Raw genomic sequence first — 14,500 nt, 5'->3', positions numbered from 1 at the left:
CTCAGATGGAGTACCGGCGCTCGGCCAGCCGGTACAGGGGCCGCCAGAACAGCCGGTTGAGCCCGACGACGTACAGGCTCATGACGGCGATGCCGGCGATCAGCTCGGGGTAGTCGCCGGCCTCGGTGGCGTGGAAGATGTACGCGCCGAGGCCGGTCGCGGAGAGGGTGGTGCCGGCGAAGGTGACGACCTCGCCGACGATCGAGGCGTTCCAGGCGCCGCCCGAGGCGGTGATGCCGCCGGTGACGTACGAGGGGAACACGGCCGGGATGATCAGGCGCTTCCAGCGCTGGAGCCCGCGGACGCCGAGGTCGTCCATGGCCTCCTTGAGGTCGGAGGGGATGGACATGGCGCCGGCGATGGCGTTGAAGAGGATGTACCACTGCGCGCCGAGGGCCATCAGCAGGACGCAGCCGATGTTGATGTTCAGGCCGGTCCTGAGGAAGAACCACACCGCGACGGGGAAGAGCAGGTTCGCGGGGAAGCTCGCCAGCACCTGTACGACCGGCTGGGCGATCTTCGTGAGCTTGGGCGAGGAGCCGATCCAGACGCCCACGGGCACCCAGACGACGGTGGCGGCGGCGACCAGCACGATCACCCGGACGAAGGTGATCAGCCCGAGCAGCAGCGGTTCGCCGAAGACCCCGAGGCCGGTCTCGCGCCGCAGGTAGCCGACCAGGTCGTACAGGCCCCACAGGATGACGGCTCCGGCGACGACCGCGAAGACGATGTCGCCGGTGCGCCGACGGGCCGGGTCCACGGACAGCGCCATGTCGTCCCGGCCCAGTACGCGGGCGGCCCGGCCGGTGGCCTCGCGGGCGGGGGCGGTGGCGCGGCCGAGGAGGGCGGGCCAGTGGGAGCGGCGCAGGAAGTCCAGGACGTAGCTGCGCTGCACCTCGGTGGACTCGGACTGCTCGTTCTTGAACTTCTCGGCCCAGGCGGTGAGGGGCCGCCAGAAGACGAAGTTGACGGTGACGATGGTGACGGTCATGGCGACGATGACCCAGGCGACCTTGCCGAGGTCGCCCTCCCCGATCGCCGTGCCGGCGTAGGAGCCGAGGCCGGGGACGGCGTAGTCGTGTCCGGAGACGGAGACGGCCTCGGAGGCGACGAGCATGAACCAGCCGCCGGCGAAGCTCATCATGCCGTTCCAGACGAGGTCGATGGCCCCGGCGGGGACCTCCACGCGCCAGAAGCGCATCCAGCGGGTGAAGCCGAACGAGCGGGAGACCTCGTCGAGTTCGCGCGGCAGGGAGGTCAGCGTGGCGTAGAACCCGAAGGTCATGTTCCAGGCCTGGGAGGTGAAGATGGCGAAGATGACCGCGCACTCCAGGCCGAGCAGGGACCCGGGGAACAGGGCGACGAAGAACGTGACGAGGACGGACAGGAACCCGAGGACGGGTACGGACTGCAGGATGTCGAGGAGCGGGATCAGCACCCGTTCGAGCCGCCGGCTGCGGGCGGCGGCGTAGGCGTACCCGAAGGTGAACACCACCGACGCGATCAGCGCGATGAACATGCGCAGGACGCTGCGGGCCGCGTAGTACGGGAGCTTCGCGGGGTCCGTGTCCACGTCGGGGACGTCGGCGGGGTCGAAGTTGACGGTGGTGCCCTTGCCGACCTGGAGGATCAGGTACCCGAGCACGAGGACGGCGGCGGCCACCGCGAAGTCCACCCACGACAGGCGGGTGCGCGCGGGGGCCGCCTGACCGGTGTGGACGGCGGCGCCCGTCTCGGGGCGGGCGGAGGTCTTCATCCCGCCCAGCGGATCACGCCGTGCGGGCGCCCACACCCCGGGTCACCCAACCGGGCGAGCCCGGGCTACGAGTGGCCGAGGTCCGCCGCGAGGAGGTCCGCCGCCGGGACCGGGCCCGAGTCGGTGGACGGGCGGAGGTGGAACTCGTCCGAGGCCATGGAGTCCAGCACCGGCGGCGCCGGCCGCGGGGGCTTCGGCATCACGGCGGCCTCCGAGTGGCCCCCGCATCCGTAGGACAGGGAGACGAGCCGGCCGTCCGCCGGTCCGAACTCGTTCGCGCAGACGCCGAAGGCCTGGCCCAGCGAGCCGCCGATCGCGACGAGGAACCCGCAGGAGACGCAGGACGCGGGCGCGGCCTGCGCCATCGGGGTCTTCGCGCCGAAGGACTCGTCCCAGCGGTCGGCGGCGCTGTGCAGCCCGTAGCGGGAGAGCACGCGCGCCCGGCGCATGCCCAGTTCCTCCGCGACGGAGGCGATGGAGCCGCGGACGGGGACGACCGTGCGGTCGGTGACGTCGGCGTCCTCCGCCTCGACCAGTGCGGCCATCTCGGCGGAGACCACCGAGTTCGGCGGCGGCGCGTCCTCGCCCGACCAGCCCTGTTCCAGGCGCAGGTCCTCGGCGTCCGTGGGGAGCAGGTCGCCGGGGCCCATGTCGCCGGGGCGCAGCCGCTCGCTCCACGGCACCCACTCGGGGGCCAGCAGCGCGTCGTCGCCGGGGAGCAGCACCGTTTCGTCGAGGGTGATGTTCTTGGCCCGGGACGCACGGGTCACCGTCACGGCCCAGCGCCAGCCCCGGTAGCCGGGGTCCTTGCACTCGAAGAAGTGGGTGACGACCCTGTCGCCCTCAGCGACCGCGGATACGTGCTCTCCCACCACACCGGGTGCGGCCGCTTCCTCCGCCGCCGTGCGGGCGAGGTCTACCGCCTCGACGCACAGGCGGTCGGGGGTACGGCTTCGCGTCGTCGCAGCACTCACAGGTCTCGTTCTCTCCTACGCCGTCTCACGAGTGCGCCGTCCGTACTTGTCGTCCACAACGACCCGTCGGCTGTCCCTACGTAGCGCGGGCGGAGCGGACCAGAGGGCCGCGTCGACGTCCGCGCCCGATCGGTTCCAGGGCGCACCTACCTGCGATCCATTCTGCGGGATCGCGAAGAGGCGCGCGGCCAAGAGCAACCGCCGGTGGCGCGCTACGCACGCTACCTCCTCCGGGGCCTTCGGCCCACATGCAAGGTCCGATTCGCGGACAACCCCACTACCGGCCACACCCGCGCGCCGCGCCGGGGCGGGTCACGAGGGGCCGAGTGGGGCACTATGACCACGTGGCACCCGTACGGTCGTCCGATGACGGCTCGGGACCGGCCAGGCGGGCCGGCCGGGCCGTCGGGCGTGCCCTGCACCTGCCCTTCACCGGTACGGCGCGCGGGATCCGGCGGGCCACGCACGCCCACGGGGCGGGTGAATCCGGCCTCGGCAAACTGATCGAACTGCACGCGATCAACGGCGCCGGTGATGTGATGATCACAGTCGCGCTCGCCTCCACCGTCTTCTTTTCCGTCCCCACGGACGAAGCACGCGGCCGAGTGGCCCTGTACCTCGCCATCACCATGGCCCCCTTCACCCTGCTGGCCCCGGTGATCGGCCCGCTGCTGGACCGGCTGCCGCACGGGCGCCGGGCCGCGATGGCCGGCGCGATGCTCACCCGGGCGCTGCTGGCCGTGATGATGTCGGGCGCGGTGGCCACGGGCGGCCTGGAGCTGTACCCGGCCGCGCTGGGCGTGCTCGTCGCCTCCAAGGCCTACGGCGTGGTGCGCAGCGCCGTGGTCCCCAGACTCCTCCCACCGGGGTTCTCGCTCGTCAAGGCCAACTCCCGGGTCACCCTGGCCGGCCTGCTGGCCACCGGCGCGGCCGCGCCGGTGGGCGCCGCCCTGCACACGATCGGGGCGCCGTGGCCGCTGTACGGGGCGTGCGCCATCTTCATCTGGGGCACCTTCGCGGCGTTCACGCTGCCCCACAAGGTCGACGAGGCCAAGGGCGAGCGGCGGGCCCGGCTGTCCACGCACGAGGCGCACTCGAAGCGGCCCGGACTGCGGACGGTCAGCCGGCCGGTGCTGTGCGGGCTGCTGGCGAACGCCTCGATGCGCGGTCTGTCCGGGTTCCTGATCTTCTTCCTGGCGTTCCTGCTGCGCGAGCACCCGCTCGCCGGGCAGAGCGCGGCGGTGTCGCTGGGCATCGTCGGCGTCTCGGCGGGCGTGGGCAACGCGTGCGGGACCGCGGTGGGGGCCTGGCTCCGGGCGCGCGCGCCCGAGGTGATCATCGCTTCCGTCCTGTGCCTGACCCTGGCGGTCGCCGTCCTCGCGGCGGTCTTCTTCAGCGGGGTCTTCATGGCCGTCCTGGGCGCGACGGCCGGCTTCTGCCAGGCCCTGGCGAAGCTCTCGCTGGACGCGATGATCCAGCGCGACGTGCCCGAGGCGGTGCGCACCTCGGCCTTCGCCCGCTCGGAGACCCTGCTCCAGGTGGCGTGGGTGCTCGGCGGCGCGATCGGCATCGCCCTGCCCCTGAACGGCGCCCTGGGCATGGCCGTCGCCGCGACGGTGGTGGCCCTGGGCACGGCGATGGCCCTGCGCGGGGTCCTCACGTCCCCCCGCCACCAGCAGTCCACATCCTCTCGCCCACGGGTGGCGTAGCAACCCGGCCCCGCCGGCGCCGATCCAGCCCCGCCGGCGTTTGAGGCACGGGGTCCGGGGCGGAGCCCCGAAAGCCCGGCGCGGCCGGGGCCGCTCGCGCCACGGCGCCGCACCACACCACCCCGTGCAGCAGCGCAGCGCACCCGCCCGATAGCCTTCGGCTCATGACCGCACCGCTTTTCTCGGGTAGGGGCCGCCGCAGCGTCGCGGCCCTCGGAGCCGTATCCGCCGGCCTCCTCCTCCTCTCCGCCTGTGACAAGCCGACGCCGCTGGCGACCGTGACGGTCGGCACCTCGTCGGTGTCCGCCGAAGCCGCCTGCCGCGACGGCAAGGAGCTCACGGCCGAAAAGGTCCAGGAGTGCTTCACCGACCTGAAGGACGCCAAGACCATCGAGTACGGCCGCGGCGACACCCTGCGCCTGGGTGTCGAGCCCGAGGTCGTCGAGGACGGCAACAAGTGGCAGGCGGTCCTGGACGGACAGCAGATCACCGAGCCCTCCAGCAACACCTACGACAGCTTCCCGGGCGCCGACCTCTTCCTCACCGGCGGCCAGGGCGAGGCCCCCGCCTCGAAGAAGCTCAACATCGTCCAGGTCTCCCCGGACGGCAAGCCCCTCGCCGTCTGGGCCTTCACCGTCAAGCTCAAGTAAGCACGTACCCGAGGTGCGCGCGCTCATCGTGACCGCGGTGGCGGCGGAGGCCGACTCCGTCGTCAGCGGCCTGCCCGGTCCGGTCCCTCATCCGGACCACACCCCCGGCTCCGGGCCGCGCACCCTCCCCGGTGGCTACCTCATCCACCACCGGGGATCCTTCGACGTCCTCGTCGCCGGAGTCGGCCCGGCCGCCGCGGCCGCCGGGACCGCGACCGCCCTGGCGCTCGCGCCCGGCCCCGGCTACGGCCTGGTCGTCTCCGCCGGCATCGGCGGCGGGTTCGCGCCCGCCGCCCCGCTCGGCTCCCTCGTGGTCGCCGACGCCATCGTCGCCGCCGACCTGGGGGCCGAGACCCCGCAGGGCTTCCTGCCCGTCGCGGAGCTCGGCTTCGGCCGCAGCGTGCACCTGCCTCCCGCGGAGCTCGCCGCGCGCGCCGCCGAGGCCACCGGGGCCCTGCTCGCACCGGTCCTGACCGTCTCCACCGTCACCGGCACCGCGGCCCGCGCAGCCGCCCTCGCGGCCCGCCATCCGCTGGCCGGGGCCGAGGCCATGGAGGGGTTCGGGGTCGCGGAGGCCGCCGCCGCGCACGGGCTGCCCGTCCTGGAGGTCCGTGCCGTCTCCAACGCCGTGGGTCCCCGCGACCGCGCCGCCTGGCGGATCGGCGACGCGCTGGCCGCGCTCGCCGGCGCCTTCCGCGCGCTGGGACCCGTACTCGACGCCCGGGAAGGCCCGTCATGAACGCCACGCCCTCCGAGAACACCGGGAACACCGGGACCTCCGAGAACACCGCGGGCCCCGTACGGATCGCGTACTCGCCCTGCCCGAACGACACCTTCGTCTTCGACGCCTGGGCCCACGGCCGGGTCCCCGGCGCGCCCGCCCTCGACGTCACCTTCGCGGACATCGACATCACCAACGGCATGGCCGAGCGCGGTGAGCTGGACGTCCTGAAGGTGTCCTACGCCGTCCTGCCGTGGGTGCTGGAGGAGTACGCGCTGCTGCCCTGCGGCGGGGCCCTGGGGCGCGGCTGCGGGCCGCTGGTCCTGACCCGCGAACCGGGCGACGGCCCCGCGGGCCTGGCCGGCAAGACGGTCGCGGTCCCGAGCGAACGCTCCACCGCCTACCTGCTGTTCCGGCTGTGGGCCGCCGACGTGCTGCCGGCCGAGGGGGTCGGCAAGGTGGTCGTGCTGCCGTTCCACGAGATCATGCCGGCCGTGCGCGACGGCCGGGTGGATGCCGGACTGGTCATCCACGAGGCCCGGTTCACCTATCAGGACTACGGGCTGCACTGCCTGGCCGACATGGGCGAGCACTGGGAGTCCACGACCGGCCTGCCGATCCCGCTCGGCGCGATCATCGCCAAGCGCTCGCTGGGCGAGGACGCGCTGCGCGCGCTCGCCGAGTCCGCCCGCGCGTCGGTCCGGATGGCCTGGGCCGACCCGGAGGCCTCCCGGCCCTACGTACGGGCGCACGCGCAGGAGCTGGACCCGGCCGTCGCCGACCAGCACATCGGGCTGTACGTCAACGAGTTCACGGCCGGCCTGGGCGACGCCGGTTACGCGGCGGTGCGCGGCCTGCTGACGCGGGCGGCGGCGGAGGGTCTTGTTCCGGCCATCGCCCCCGGTGCGCTGGACTTCCCGTAGGACATGAGCGTGCCCCGGCTCCCTCCCGGGAGCCGGGGCACGGCCGTACGCAGAGGTCAGACGTCCATCTGATCGGCCACCGCGCGCAGCATGTCGGCGATCTTCGAGCCGTGCGCCTTGTCGGGGTAGCGGCCCCGCTCCAACTGCTGCGTGACGTTCTCCAACAGGGTCGTGAGGTCCTGCACGATGGAGGCGAGCTCGTCCGGCTTGCGCCGCTGCGCGGCCGCGACCGAGGGTGCCGGATCCAGGACGATCACCGAAAGCGCCTGGTCACCGCGTTGCCCGGCGACGACGCCGAACTCGACGCGCTGGCCCGGCTTGAGGGCGTCCACCCCGGCGGGGAGCACCGAGGAGTGGACGAAGACGTCGCCGCCGTCGTCGCGGGAGAGGAAGCCGAAGCCCTTCTCGCTGTTGAACCACTTGACCTTGCCGGTAGGCACGTCCGTCCTCTGTCCTTGTGCTCGTCGGGTGTGGAGCGGGTCACCGACCCGCACCTCTCAGGCTAATCGTCAGGTTCCGGGGAACAAGACGTTCCCCGGTCCTTCGTGGATGACCGCTCCGGCCAGGGAACTACCCTGGCCGGGTGACTGTTACTCCTCAGCCCGAGCACGCGGACACCGCCCGCGCCACCACCGACACCGCGGGCGACCCCGACGCGGCCCGCCCCGGCGACGGGCTCGTGAAGGCCGGCGGGATCGTCTTCATCGCCGGCGCCGTCGCCACGCTCGCCACGATGGCCCCGCTGCTCCTGGACATCGACCCGTTCCCGTCGTACGCGTGGGCCGTGTGCATGCTCATGGGCGTCGGCTTCGCCATCTCGGCGGCGGGCGTGCTGCGCTCGGCGGCCGCGCAGCGCACGGCCGCCCGCGCGTCACAGGCGCAGGCTCAGACCCAGGCCCAGACCCAGGCCCAGGCCCAGGCCCAGGTGTAGGGCGTACGTCCTCACGCGGTCCGCGTGCGGGCGTACTCCTCCAGCCAGGCCGGCAGCTCCGTGAGGTCCGCGAGGACCACGTCGGCGCCGGCCTCCCGCAGCTCCGGCTCCGGGCAGGGGCCGGTCGGGACCGTCACCGACAGGGCGCCGGCCGCGCGTGCGCCCCGTACGTCGCCGACGTGGTCGCCGACGTAGACCTGGGCGCCGTACTCGCGCAGGGCGCCCGCCTTGGCCTCCGCCCACAGCCAGCCGACGACCGCGTCGGGCTCGATGCCCAGGTGGGCCAGGTGCAGGCGGGCGTTGGGCTCGTGCTTGGCGGTGACGACGATCGCGCGGCCGCCGAGCGCCCGGACCGCCTGGACGGCCTCGCGGGCGCCGGGCATCGCCGGGGTCGGCCCGATGGCGTGGGCGGGGTAGATCTCCCGGTAGCGGTCGGCCATGGCGGGGATCTCCGCCTCGGCGAACCAGTGCGCGAGCTCCTGCTCCAGCGGCGGTCCGAGGCGCGTGACGGCCTCGTCGGCGTCGATGAACGTGCCCGTCTCGGCCGAAAGCGCCTGGTAGGCGGCCTTGATGCCCGGCCGGGAGTCGATGAGGGTCATGTCGAGGTCGAATCCGACGGTCAGCAGCGTCTCGGAGCTCATGCCGCCATTGTGCCGAGCCCTGCGGGGCTGACCCGACCCAGGGCCCCCGGGCTCCGCCCCGGACCCCGTGCGTCGGCCCCGCCGGCGTTCGAGGCGCGGGAGTGCGGGGCGGAGCCCTCCCGACCATGCGCCTGGTCGCCTACCGCCTCCTGGCCGCCTCACCGGCATCGCAACCCCTGGCTATGACGACTTCTTCGGGAGTCGTCTGCCGAGGATTTCGGGAGGCACGTGACTCGGGTTGAGTGATCAACATCGACAAGTTTTGATGTCGAAAGCGTGTGCGGTCGAAGGTCTCGGTCTGCTTCATAATCCAGCTGTGGACATATCCGATGAGGGCCAGCCGCTCGATCCCGTCTGGTTTGAGATCAACAACAACGTGTGTGGCGGCCTGGCAAGGTCCCCGAGTGCCTCGTTGATAGCCGGGAAGTTCATCGGGGCAGGCTGGAGTTCCAGATCGGCTTCGTGGGAGTCGTATGAGGTCGAAACTGGCTGGTGTCGCATCGAGGTCGACTCGACCGAGGGTGACACGCTTCTGAACGGAGTCGTTGATCCTCAGCGGTTCGAGGATCTGGCAGAGCTGCTGACCCAGTTCGGTCTGCCGTTCAGTCTTGAGCTCTATGGCGATGACGGGGAACTGCTGCGGGAAATCGAAGCTGAATCCCTGTCAGCGCCTCAGGACTCAGTTCCTCGGCCGCTCAGCCGGCTGCGCGCTCTGCCTGGGCTTTGGTCGCAGCGAGGCGGTAGGACTCGGTTCCGATCTGGATGATGTTGCCGCCGAGGGTGCTCGCTCCGAGAGCCGCATGGTACCGACCGCCTCGGCCGCAGGTCGTGAGGAACGTCCGGGGCCGGGCGAGCGCGTGGTCTCAAGCGCCGTGGTCGTGGTCGTGCAGGCGCTGGTCGAGGTCGTCGGCCCAGCGGCGGGCCCAGGTGCGGAGCTCGGCGATGTCGTCCTCGGTGAGGCCGTAGGCGGCGAACTCGTAGTCGTCCGCCCGGTCCGCTCCGGTGAGGCGGTCGCGAAGGCCCTGGAGGCGGAACTCGTCGCGGCCGTGCCGCTCGCCGAGGCGCTCGAGGTCGGCCGTGGTGCGGTGGCGGGAGGCTGCGTGGACATCGATGAAGTCGCGGGCCGCCCCACGGTCGGCCAGGGCGCGGACCTTCGTACCGATGACGGAGTCGAGGGTGAGGACGGGCCCGTACGCGCTGAGGGCCGGCGGGTTCCAGAAGTGCTCCTTGAGCACGTCGACCTCGCACTCCTCACCGGTGGCGGGGTCGACCGCCATCAGCCTGGCCGACAAGGGGTCCACGGCGATCACGCGCACCTGCCAGCCGCGCGACGTCAGGCCCTGCTCCAGGCCGGCGGCGATCTCCGCCATCGGGGCGGGGTTCTCGGTGGCGACGTCGAGTTCCTGGCTGAGGTGTTCGACCAGGCCGTGGGCCTGGACGGCGTACCCGCCGGTGATCACGAGGGGGTACGGGGCGCCGATGTCGATCACGGCGGCGAGGAGCCGTCGGTGCAGGTCGCTCAGTTTCACGCGGCGGCGGACCCCGCCGCCGCGCCGAGCTCGGGGAACGCGTCCTCCCAGGCCTCGCGCAGGTGCCCGCTGACCAGGGTGCGCAGGACGGGCCACAGCTCCAGCAGGAGCTCGCGGTCCAGCAGGTTCACGAGGTCCTCGTGCTGCCCCTCGGCCAGGACGGTGCGGTAGAGGCCCATGCGCAGGCGGGGCCGGTCCACGTCGTACGCGCGCAGTCCGGACCAGGCGACGTTCAGCGGCAGCTCGACCACACCGTGCGTGGGACCCGCGAGCTCCTTCAGCGAGGCGGGCAGGCGGCCCGCGTACCGGGCGTGGAGCACCTCGGCCGCCGAGGTGCTCCACGCTGCTGGAGGAGAGCGTGACCATGAACCCGATTATCCCGCGCGTCCCGCGCGTCCCCGGTACCGCAGACGCGCGTACGGCCCCACTGGCCGCACCGGGCATCCTGCGCACGGCCCAGCCGGACTACGACTGCTGCCGACATCCGCGTACGCCTTCTGCCGCTGCTCCCACGCCCTGCGGGGACGAGTCAGGGGGTGGTCAGGGGGGTGGAGATCGGGTCGGCGGTCGTGAGGCGCGGGGGCACTGACACCGCGGGTCCGGCCGGGTGCCGGAGCCGACCTGAGAATGGGCGAGGGATCGGAGCCGGGCAGCAGCCGGAACTGCTACTGCTACTGCTGGTGGTGGTGGGTGCTGTCACCCGGCACACGCCGTCTGCTCCCGCTGATATGTTCGGCAGCCGGATCACGCAACGGGGGTGGCGCGCGATGACGGAATCCGCTGTGGAGGCTCGGGCACGTATGGCGCGGAAGGTGGTCTGGCTCGTCGGCGCCGGCCTCATCCTCCTGATGCTGGGCGGCCTCGTACTGACGAGCAAGCCGTGGAACGCCGGCTGGTGGCCCGGCGTGAGCGAGGCGAGCGCAGTCGCGGGCCCGTGCGTCGTCCTGGCGGAGCCCGCGGAGCGGCTGACGCCTGGCAAGACGCCCGCGAGCTCCCCGTACGACAGGCCGGGCCGGACGGCCTGCACGGCGGGGGAGGTCACCGACGAGGCATCACTCCGGCTCGCGTACGAGAGGGAGGAGTGGTCGTTCATCCGCCACCCCGAGAGCGGTGTGACCGCCGCTCACAACAGGCTCGCGTCCCGCGTCGGCACGGACACAGGTACCTGGAAGCCGGTTTCGGGCCTTGGGGACGAGGCGTACCGGAAGGATTCACGAGGCACGTCGCAGATCCGGGCACGCAAGGGGAACGTCGTGGTCGATGTCTCCTACTCCGACAGCAACGGCAAGGCCGACCTGCCCGTCCAGGCCGAACGCGTGGCCCGCGCCGCGCTGGCGGAGATCGTCTTCTAGACCTCCTGCACCTCGAATCACACGGTCTTCCCCGGCCCGACCCGACCCGTACCGGCACACCCCTACTCCGACACTCCGAGGCCCGATCTCGTGCCCGCACCCCCTGAGAGCCGCCGAATCCGTGGGTTTTGGTGGATGTGCTTCAGAAGGCTGGCTACAGTCCTAAAGTGGCAGGTCAGTAAGCCCGCTCTCTGTACCTGCGGGGATGAACCCGCTCTCAACACGGCGGGCGGAGGCGTCGGTATCTGTTCCCCGCTGCTTCCCGGTTCACCGTCTCTGCGGGGTGAACCAGAACCTCTGGAAGCCACGGCCATGACGCACCAAGCACGTTGCTCCCCGCCTTCAGGGATGAATCCGTGAGTGTCGCGGGTGCTCGGAAGACGACCGATCGCTCCCCGCACCTGCGGGGATGAACCCTGGGTGCTGTACTCCTTGAACGTGTCCAGGAGGCTGCGCCCCGCAACCGCGGGGATGTCTCCGAGACTCACCAGTGGATCTGCGGCAACTTCGGTCGAGCCCTGCCTCTGCGGGGCATGACCCTTCGCAGTTCTGGGTGAAACGGCCCTTCTGCAGTTACTCCCCCGCACGCGCGGGGAACCTCCTGCCCGCAGCAACTGTGGCTGTGCCTCCGGCTGCTCCACGCCGTCCACTGTCCTGCGTAGCCCCTCGTCACGGCCGGCCGGCGCGTACCTGCCCACCGCTGCGACGGCGGTGCGACGGCGGTGCCGCAGGGTTCCGGGCACCCGTGCCGCATCCGCACGCACGGATGAGCAGCCGGGCGGGAAGCTCGCGCCTCGCGCCTACCCTTGCGGAAAGGAACAAGGAACGGGGGAAATGATCATGACGGTGAAAAAGCCGATGCCACCGATGGCGGGGCTGTGGATCTCCGGCGTCGTCGGGGTGGCGTGGTGCGGGGTGCTGGTGTTCTGGCTGTTGATGGTGCCGGAGCCGCTCGAGATGCCGGGCGGGCTGGTGCCGGCGATCATGGTGGCCGGCGCGGTCGCGCAGCTCGGCATGGCGGCCATGTACGCCGTGCGGTTGCGGCGGTTGGCGGGGTCGCGGTGACAGGCCGCGAGCGGGTGCCCGTCGACAACGCCGACCCCCAAACCTGGTACGCCCGGGGCCTGGTGCTCCTCGGCCTGGGCGGGATGCTGCTCCTGGTGGCGTGGCTGAACCGGCCGGCGGAACCGTGGCTGCTCCTGGACCTCATGGACGGTCTCGGGTTCGCGATCCTCGGCTTCGGCGCGCTGTCCTTCGCCGCGGGCGTGGCGCTGCGGCTGGTCCGTCGCCGTCGTCGCCGGCGCCGCTGAACGAAGCCCTCGACCGTGTGCGTACGAAGCCGACAGCGTGAAGGCGCCTCCGATCTGAACGGCAGCCCCTGGGCTGACTCCAACGATGGTGGACGACTCGGCTGACAGCAGTCCTGGACGCGGTCAGCGATCGTCGTCGAGCCAGTCGCCCGGGATCAGGTCACGAACACGGTCGAGGTCTTCCGCCGTCCGGCCACGGGCCAGAATGGCCATGCCGTCGTCGCGCAGGAGGGCATCCTGGCCCAGGAACCAGCGAATCGCGTGGTCTTCCTCGCCGAGGGGATACGGCGGGAACGGCAGCCGGACGCAGGTCTCCTCCAGCAGTTCGACGCTGTCGTCATCGGGCTCAAGGAAGTCGCACGGCTCTCCGTCGGCCTGGACGGACTCCGACAGAACGATCTCGACGAAGCAGAGGGAGAGACGCTCCAGCCAGCTTTCCCACCGCTCGGCGGTCTTGTCGGCCAGGTCCGACCGGATGAACACCGCAGGGTCGTCGTCCTGGAGGGTGTGGAGGAGGATGCCCCAGGAGGCGGCTCCCTGATTCTCGTGCCGGAAGACCAGGGCCTCCTTGGCATCGTCCACGTACAGCTCCGCCGGGCCGAGCAGCACATCGTGATTGCCGGTCAGGTCCCGGCGGCGCCCGAACAGCAGGTACGCCTCGCGCAACGCCGCCGGCAGCCGAACACCCAGCCTCTCCTCGGCCGCGGCCAGATCGGCCTCCGACCACCCGTCGCCGCTCTCCAGGGCGCCGGCCCAATGGGCAGCGAACCCCTGGATGAAGTCCCATGCACCACTGCGTCCTTCGACGCCGCCGGCGAGAGCCGCAGCGAGATCGAACTCTTGTTTCATGCTGAGACAATATCCGTGCCGCTCGTCAGCCCTCCCTCCCCCATGCCCTGACATGCGGACCCTGGTGTTCTCGGAACTCGGCAACACCCGACCGGGAGCGCGGCCGATCTCCTTCCGGCCCCTGGAAGCCGCCGAATCTGCGGGTTCCGGTGAAAGTGCCTCAGAAGGCTCTCCACAACCCTAAAGTGGCAGGTCAGCACGCCTGCTCCCTGCACCTGCGGGAATAGCCCTCCCGAGAATTTCGTGTGCGAGGTCGCCGGCGACTGCTTCCCGCGCCTGCGGGGCAGGTACTGACGCTGGGGCTTCTGCTCGCCCTGCCCGTCGAGTTCGCCGCCCGCGCCGCCTTCCGGCGCCGGGTACGACGGTACGAGGAGGAAGCCGGGCGCCTGCGTACGGAGGCGGAGCGGCTCCGCGACCGGCAGCGGAGCCTGGAAGGGGAGCTGCGGCGGCGGAAGGAGCTACTGCGGCTCGCGCGGATCCGGGAGGCGGAAGCCCAGCGCTTGCTGCGCCAGCAGGAGCGTGCGGCCCGCCGGAAGGCGTGGGAGGCCGGGCTCGAAGGCAGCAGCAGTGCCCGGAAGGCAGAGTTCGGCCCCGACGCCCGGGCTATAGACGGGGCTTCGGCGGCCGGGTTCGCGGAGATGGTGCGGCGGCTGCTGGAGCGGGACGGCCTGCAGGCCGAGGTCGTCGGCGGCCGCGGCGACCAAGCGGTGGACGTGCTCGCGGTCGACGCCGCCAACCGCACTCTCGCGGTGCCGTGCAAGCACACGGCCCGAGGCCGCAGGGTCGGCGACGAGGTCCTGTACCGGATCAACGGGACGGCCGGGCCCGTGTACGGGGCCGCGCAGTCAATGGTCGTGACGAACGGGTCCTTCACCCTCCTCGCGTGGGCGCAGGACGCCGACCACGTCTGCCAGGTCGTCGCGCTCACACCGCCGTACCTGAGCACGGACGGCTACCGCGCTGGGCGTACAACCCACCCAGGCCCCGCCTCCCACCCTGGAAGCGCCGCGTACGGGCGGAGGGGGCCCGAGCAAAGCGCAACAGGCATTCCAAAAAGGGGCCTGGCGGCCCTCACACACTGGGTGGAGCGGGAGGGCGCAGACCGAGCAGTGCCCAGCTCGGCCGGCCGTGGTGACCCGCGAGGAGTGCGGTACA

General features: G+C 71.9%; 17 protein-coding genes. 9 read left to right on the top strand and 8 right to left on the bottom strand.

Annotation, left to right across the window (positions count from 1 at the left end):
- Position 1: 1 nt before the first annotated feature.
- Both DRB96_RS31860 and DRB96_RS31855 read right to left on the bottom strand, forming a co-directional pair.
- Positions 2–1,756, bottom strand: a complete 1,755-nt coding sequence (locus tag DRB96_RS31860) for an ABC transporter permease subunit (protein ID WP_112451580.1) — start codon at positions 1,754–1,756, stop codon at positions 2–4.
- Positions 1,757–1,821: 65 nt separating this feature from the next.
- The gene (locus DRB96_RS31855; protein ID WP_112451579.1) at positions 1,822–2,730 is read right to left on the bottom strand and encodes a DUF3027 domain-containing protein; all 909 of its coding nucleotides are present in this window, start codon (positions 2,728–2,730) and stop codon (positions 1,822–1,824) included.
- Positions 2,731–3,056: 326 nt separating this feature from the next.
- Between DRB96_RS31855 and DRB96_RS31845 the strand changes: the two genes are divergently transcribed.
- The 4 genes from DRB96_RS31845 to DRB96_RS31830 all read left to right on the top strand — a co-directional run bounded on the left by DRB96_RS31845 (position 3,057) and on the right by DRB96_RS31830 (position 6,733).
- A complete protein-coding gene (locus DRB96_RS31845) occupies positions 3,057–4,439 on the top strand; it encodes an MFS transporter (RefSeq protein WP_112451578.1) in 1,383 nt (460 codons plus the stop codon).
- A gap of 164 nt (positions 4,440–4,603) precedes the next feature.
- Positions 4,604–5,089, top strand: coding sequence for a DUF2771 domain-containing protein (locus DRB96_RS31840; protein WP_112451577.1), 486 nt, complete (start codon positions 4,604–4,606; stop codon positions 5,087–5,089).
- 13 nt (positions 5,090–5,102) lie between these two features.
- The gene (locus tag DRB96_RS31835) at positions 5,103–5,828 is read left to right on the top strand and encodes a futalosine hydrolase (RefSeq protein WP_112451576.1); all 726 of its coding nucleotides are present in this window, start codon (positions 5,103–5,105) and stop codon (positions 5,826–5,828) included.
- The gene (locus DRB96_RS31830) at positions 5,825–6,733 is read left to right on the top strand and encodes a 1,4-dihydroxy-6-naphthoate synthase (RefSeq protein ID WP_112451575.1); all 909 of its coding nucleotides are present in this window, start codon (positions 5,825–5,827) and stop codon (positions 6,731–6,733) included. Before DRB96_RS31835 ends, DRB96_RS31830 begins: the two co-directional genes overlap by 4 nt.
- Positions 6,734–6,789: 56 nt before the next feature.
- Here DRB96_RS31830 and DRB96_RS46070 read toward each other — a convergent pair whose 3' ends face one another.
- The gene (locus DRB96_RS46070) at positions 6,790–7,173 is read right to left on the bottom strand and encodes a cold-shock protein (RefSeq protein ID WP_112451574.1); all 384 of its coding nucleotides are present in this window, start codon (positions 7,171–7,173) and stop codon (positions 6,790–6,792) included.
- A 239-nt stretch (positions 7,174–7,412) separates the two neighbouring features.
- Here DRB96_RS46070 and DRB96_RS31820 point away from each other — a divergent pair, with 239 nt between their 5' ends.
- On the top strand, positions 7,413–7,664 hold the full coding sequence (locus DRB96_RS31820; RefSeq protein WP_112453935.1) for a hypothetical protein: 252 nt from the start codon (positions 7,413–7,415) through the stop codon (positions 7,662–7,664).
- Positions 7,665–7,675: 11 nt separating this feature from the next.
- On the opposite strand, the gene DRB96_RS31815 is transcribed toward DRB96_RS31820, so the two are convergent.
- Positions 7,676–8,305: an HAD family hydrolase gene (locus DRB96_RS31815; RefSeq protein WP_112451573.1), complete on the bottom strand. Its 630-nt coding sequence runs from the start codon at positions 8,303–8,305 to the stop codon at positions 7,676–7,678.
- Positions 8,306–8,621: 316 nt separating this feature from the next.
- On the opposite strand from DRB96_RS31815, the gene DRB96_RS43300 reads away from it, so the two are divergent.
- Positions 8,622–9,071, top strand: a complete 450-nt coding sequence (locus tag DRB96_RS43300) for a hypothetical protein (RefSeq protein WP_162688798.1) — start codon at positions 8,622–8,624, stop codon at positions 9,069–9,071.
- Between the two features lie 97 nt (positions 9,072–9,168).
- On the opposite strand, the gene DRB96_RS31810 is transcribed toward DRB96_RS43300, so the two are convergent.
- Both DRB96_RS31810 and DRB96_RS31805 read right to left on the bottom strand, forming a co-directional pair.
- Positions 9,169–9,834, bottom strand: a complete 666-nt coding sequence (locus DRB96_RS31810; RefSeq protein ID WP_112451572.1) for a nucleotidyl transferase AbiEii/AbiGii toxin family protein — start codon at positions 9,832–9,834, stop codon at positions 9,169–9,171.
- Positions 9,831–10,154: a hypothetical protein gene (locus tag DRB96_RS31805; RefSeq protein ID WP_112451571.1), complete on the bottom strand. Its 324-nt coding sequence runs from the start codon at positions 10,152–10,154 to the stop codon at positions 9,831–9,833. The genes DRB96_RS31810 and DRB96_RS31805 overlap by 4 nt, the downstream gene beginning before the upstream one ends.
- Before the next feature lie 480 nt (positions 10,155–10,634).
- Here DRB96_RS31805 and DRB96_RS31800 point away from each other — a divergent pair, with 480 nt between their 5' ends.
- The 3 genes from DRB96_RS31800 to DRB96_RS31790 all read left to right on the top strand — a co-directional run bounded on the left by DRB96_RS31800 (position 10,635) and on the right by DRB96_RS31790 (position 12,496).
- A complete protein-coding gene (locus DRB96_RS31800) occupies positions 10,635–11,186 on the top strand; it encodes a hypothetical protein (RefSeq protein WP_112451570.1) in 552 nt (183 codons plus the stop codon).
- 834 nt (positions 11,187–12,020) lie between these two features.
- Positions 12,021–12,251 (top strand): hypothetical protein, encoded by a 231-nt coding sequence (locus tag DRB96_RS31795; RefSeq protein ID WP_112451569.1) that lies wholly within the window; start codon positions 12,021–12,023, stop codon positions 12,249–12,251.
- On the top strand, positions 12,248–12,496 hold the full coding sequence (locus DRB96_RS31790) for a hypothetical protein (RefSeq protein WP_112451568.1): 249 nt from the start codon (positions 12,248–12,250) through the stop codon (positions 12,494–12,496). The genes DRB96_RS31795 and DRB96_RS31790 overlap by 4 nt, the downstream gene beginning before the upstream one ends.
- A gap of 123 nt (positions 12,497–12,619) precedes the next feature.
- Here DRB96_RS31790 and DRB96_RS31785 read toward each other — a convergent pair whose 3' ends face one another.
- Together DRB96_RS31785 and DRB96_RS45235 are read right to left on the bottom strand one after the other, a co-directional pair.
- Positions 12,620–13,345, bottom strand: coding sequence for an SMI1/KNR4 family protein (locus tag DRB96_RS31785; protein ID WP_112451567.1), 726 nt, complete (start codon positions 13,343–13,345; stop codon positions 12,620–12,622).
- A 458-nt stretch (positions 13,346–13,803) separates the two neighbouring features.
- Complete coding sequence (locus tag DRB96_RS45235; RefSeq protein WP_239516407.1) at positions 13,804–14,109, bottom strand: hypothetical protein; 306 nt, start codon at positions 14,107–14,109, stop codon at positions 13,804–13,806.
- Positions 14,110–14,500 lie beyond the last annotated feature (391 nt).

Origin of the sequence: Streptomyces sp. ICC1 (assembly GCF_003287935.1) — a bacterium.
GTDB classification, from domain to species: Bacteria; Actinomycetota; Actinomycetes; order Streptomycetales; family Streptomycetaceae; genus Streptomyces; species Streptomyces tritrimontium.
Note: the sequence above shows the minus strand (reverse complement) of the source record. Positions and strands in the feature narration are given on the sequence as shown.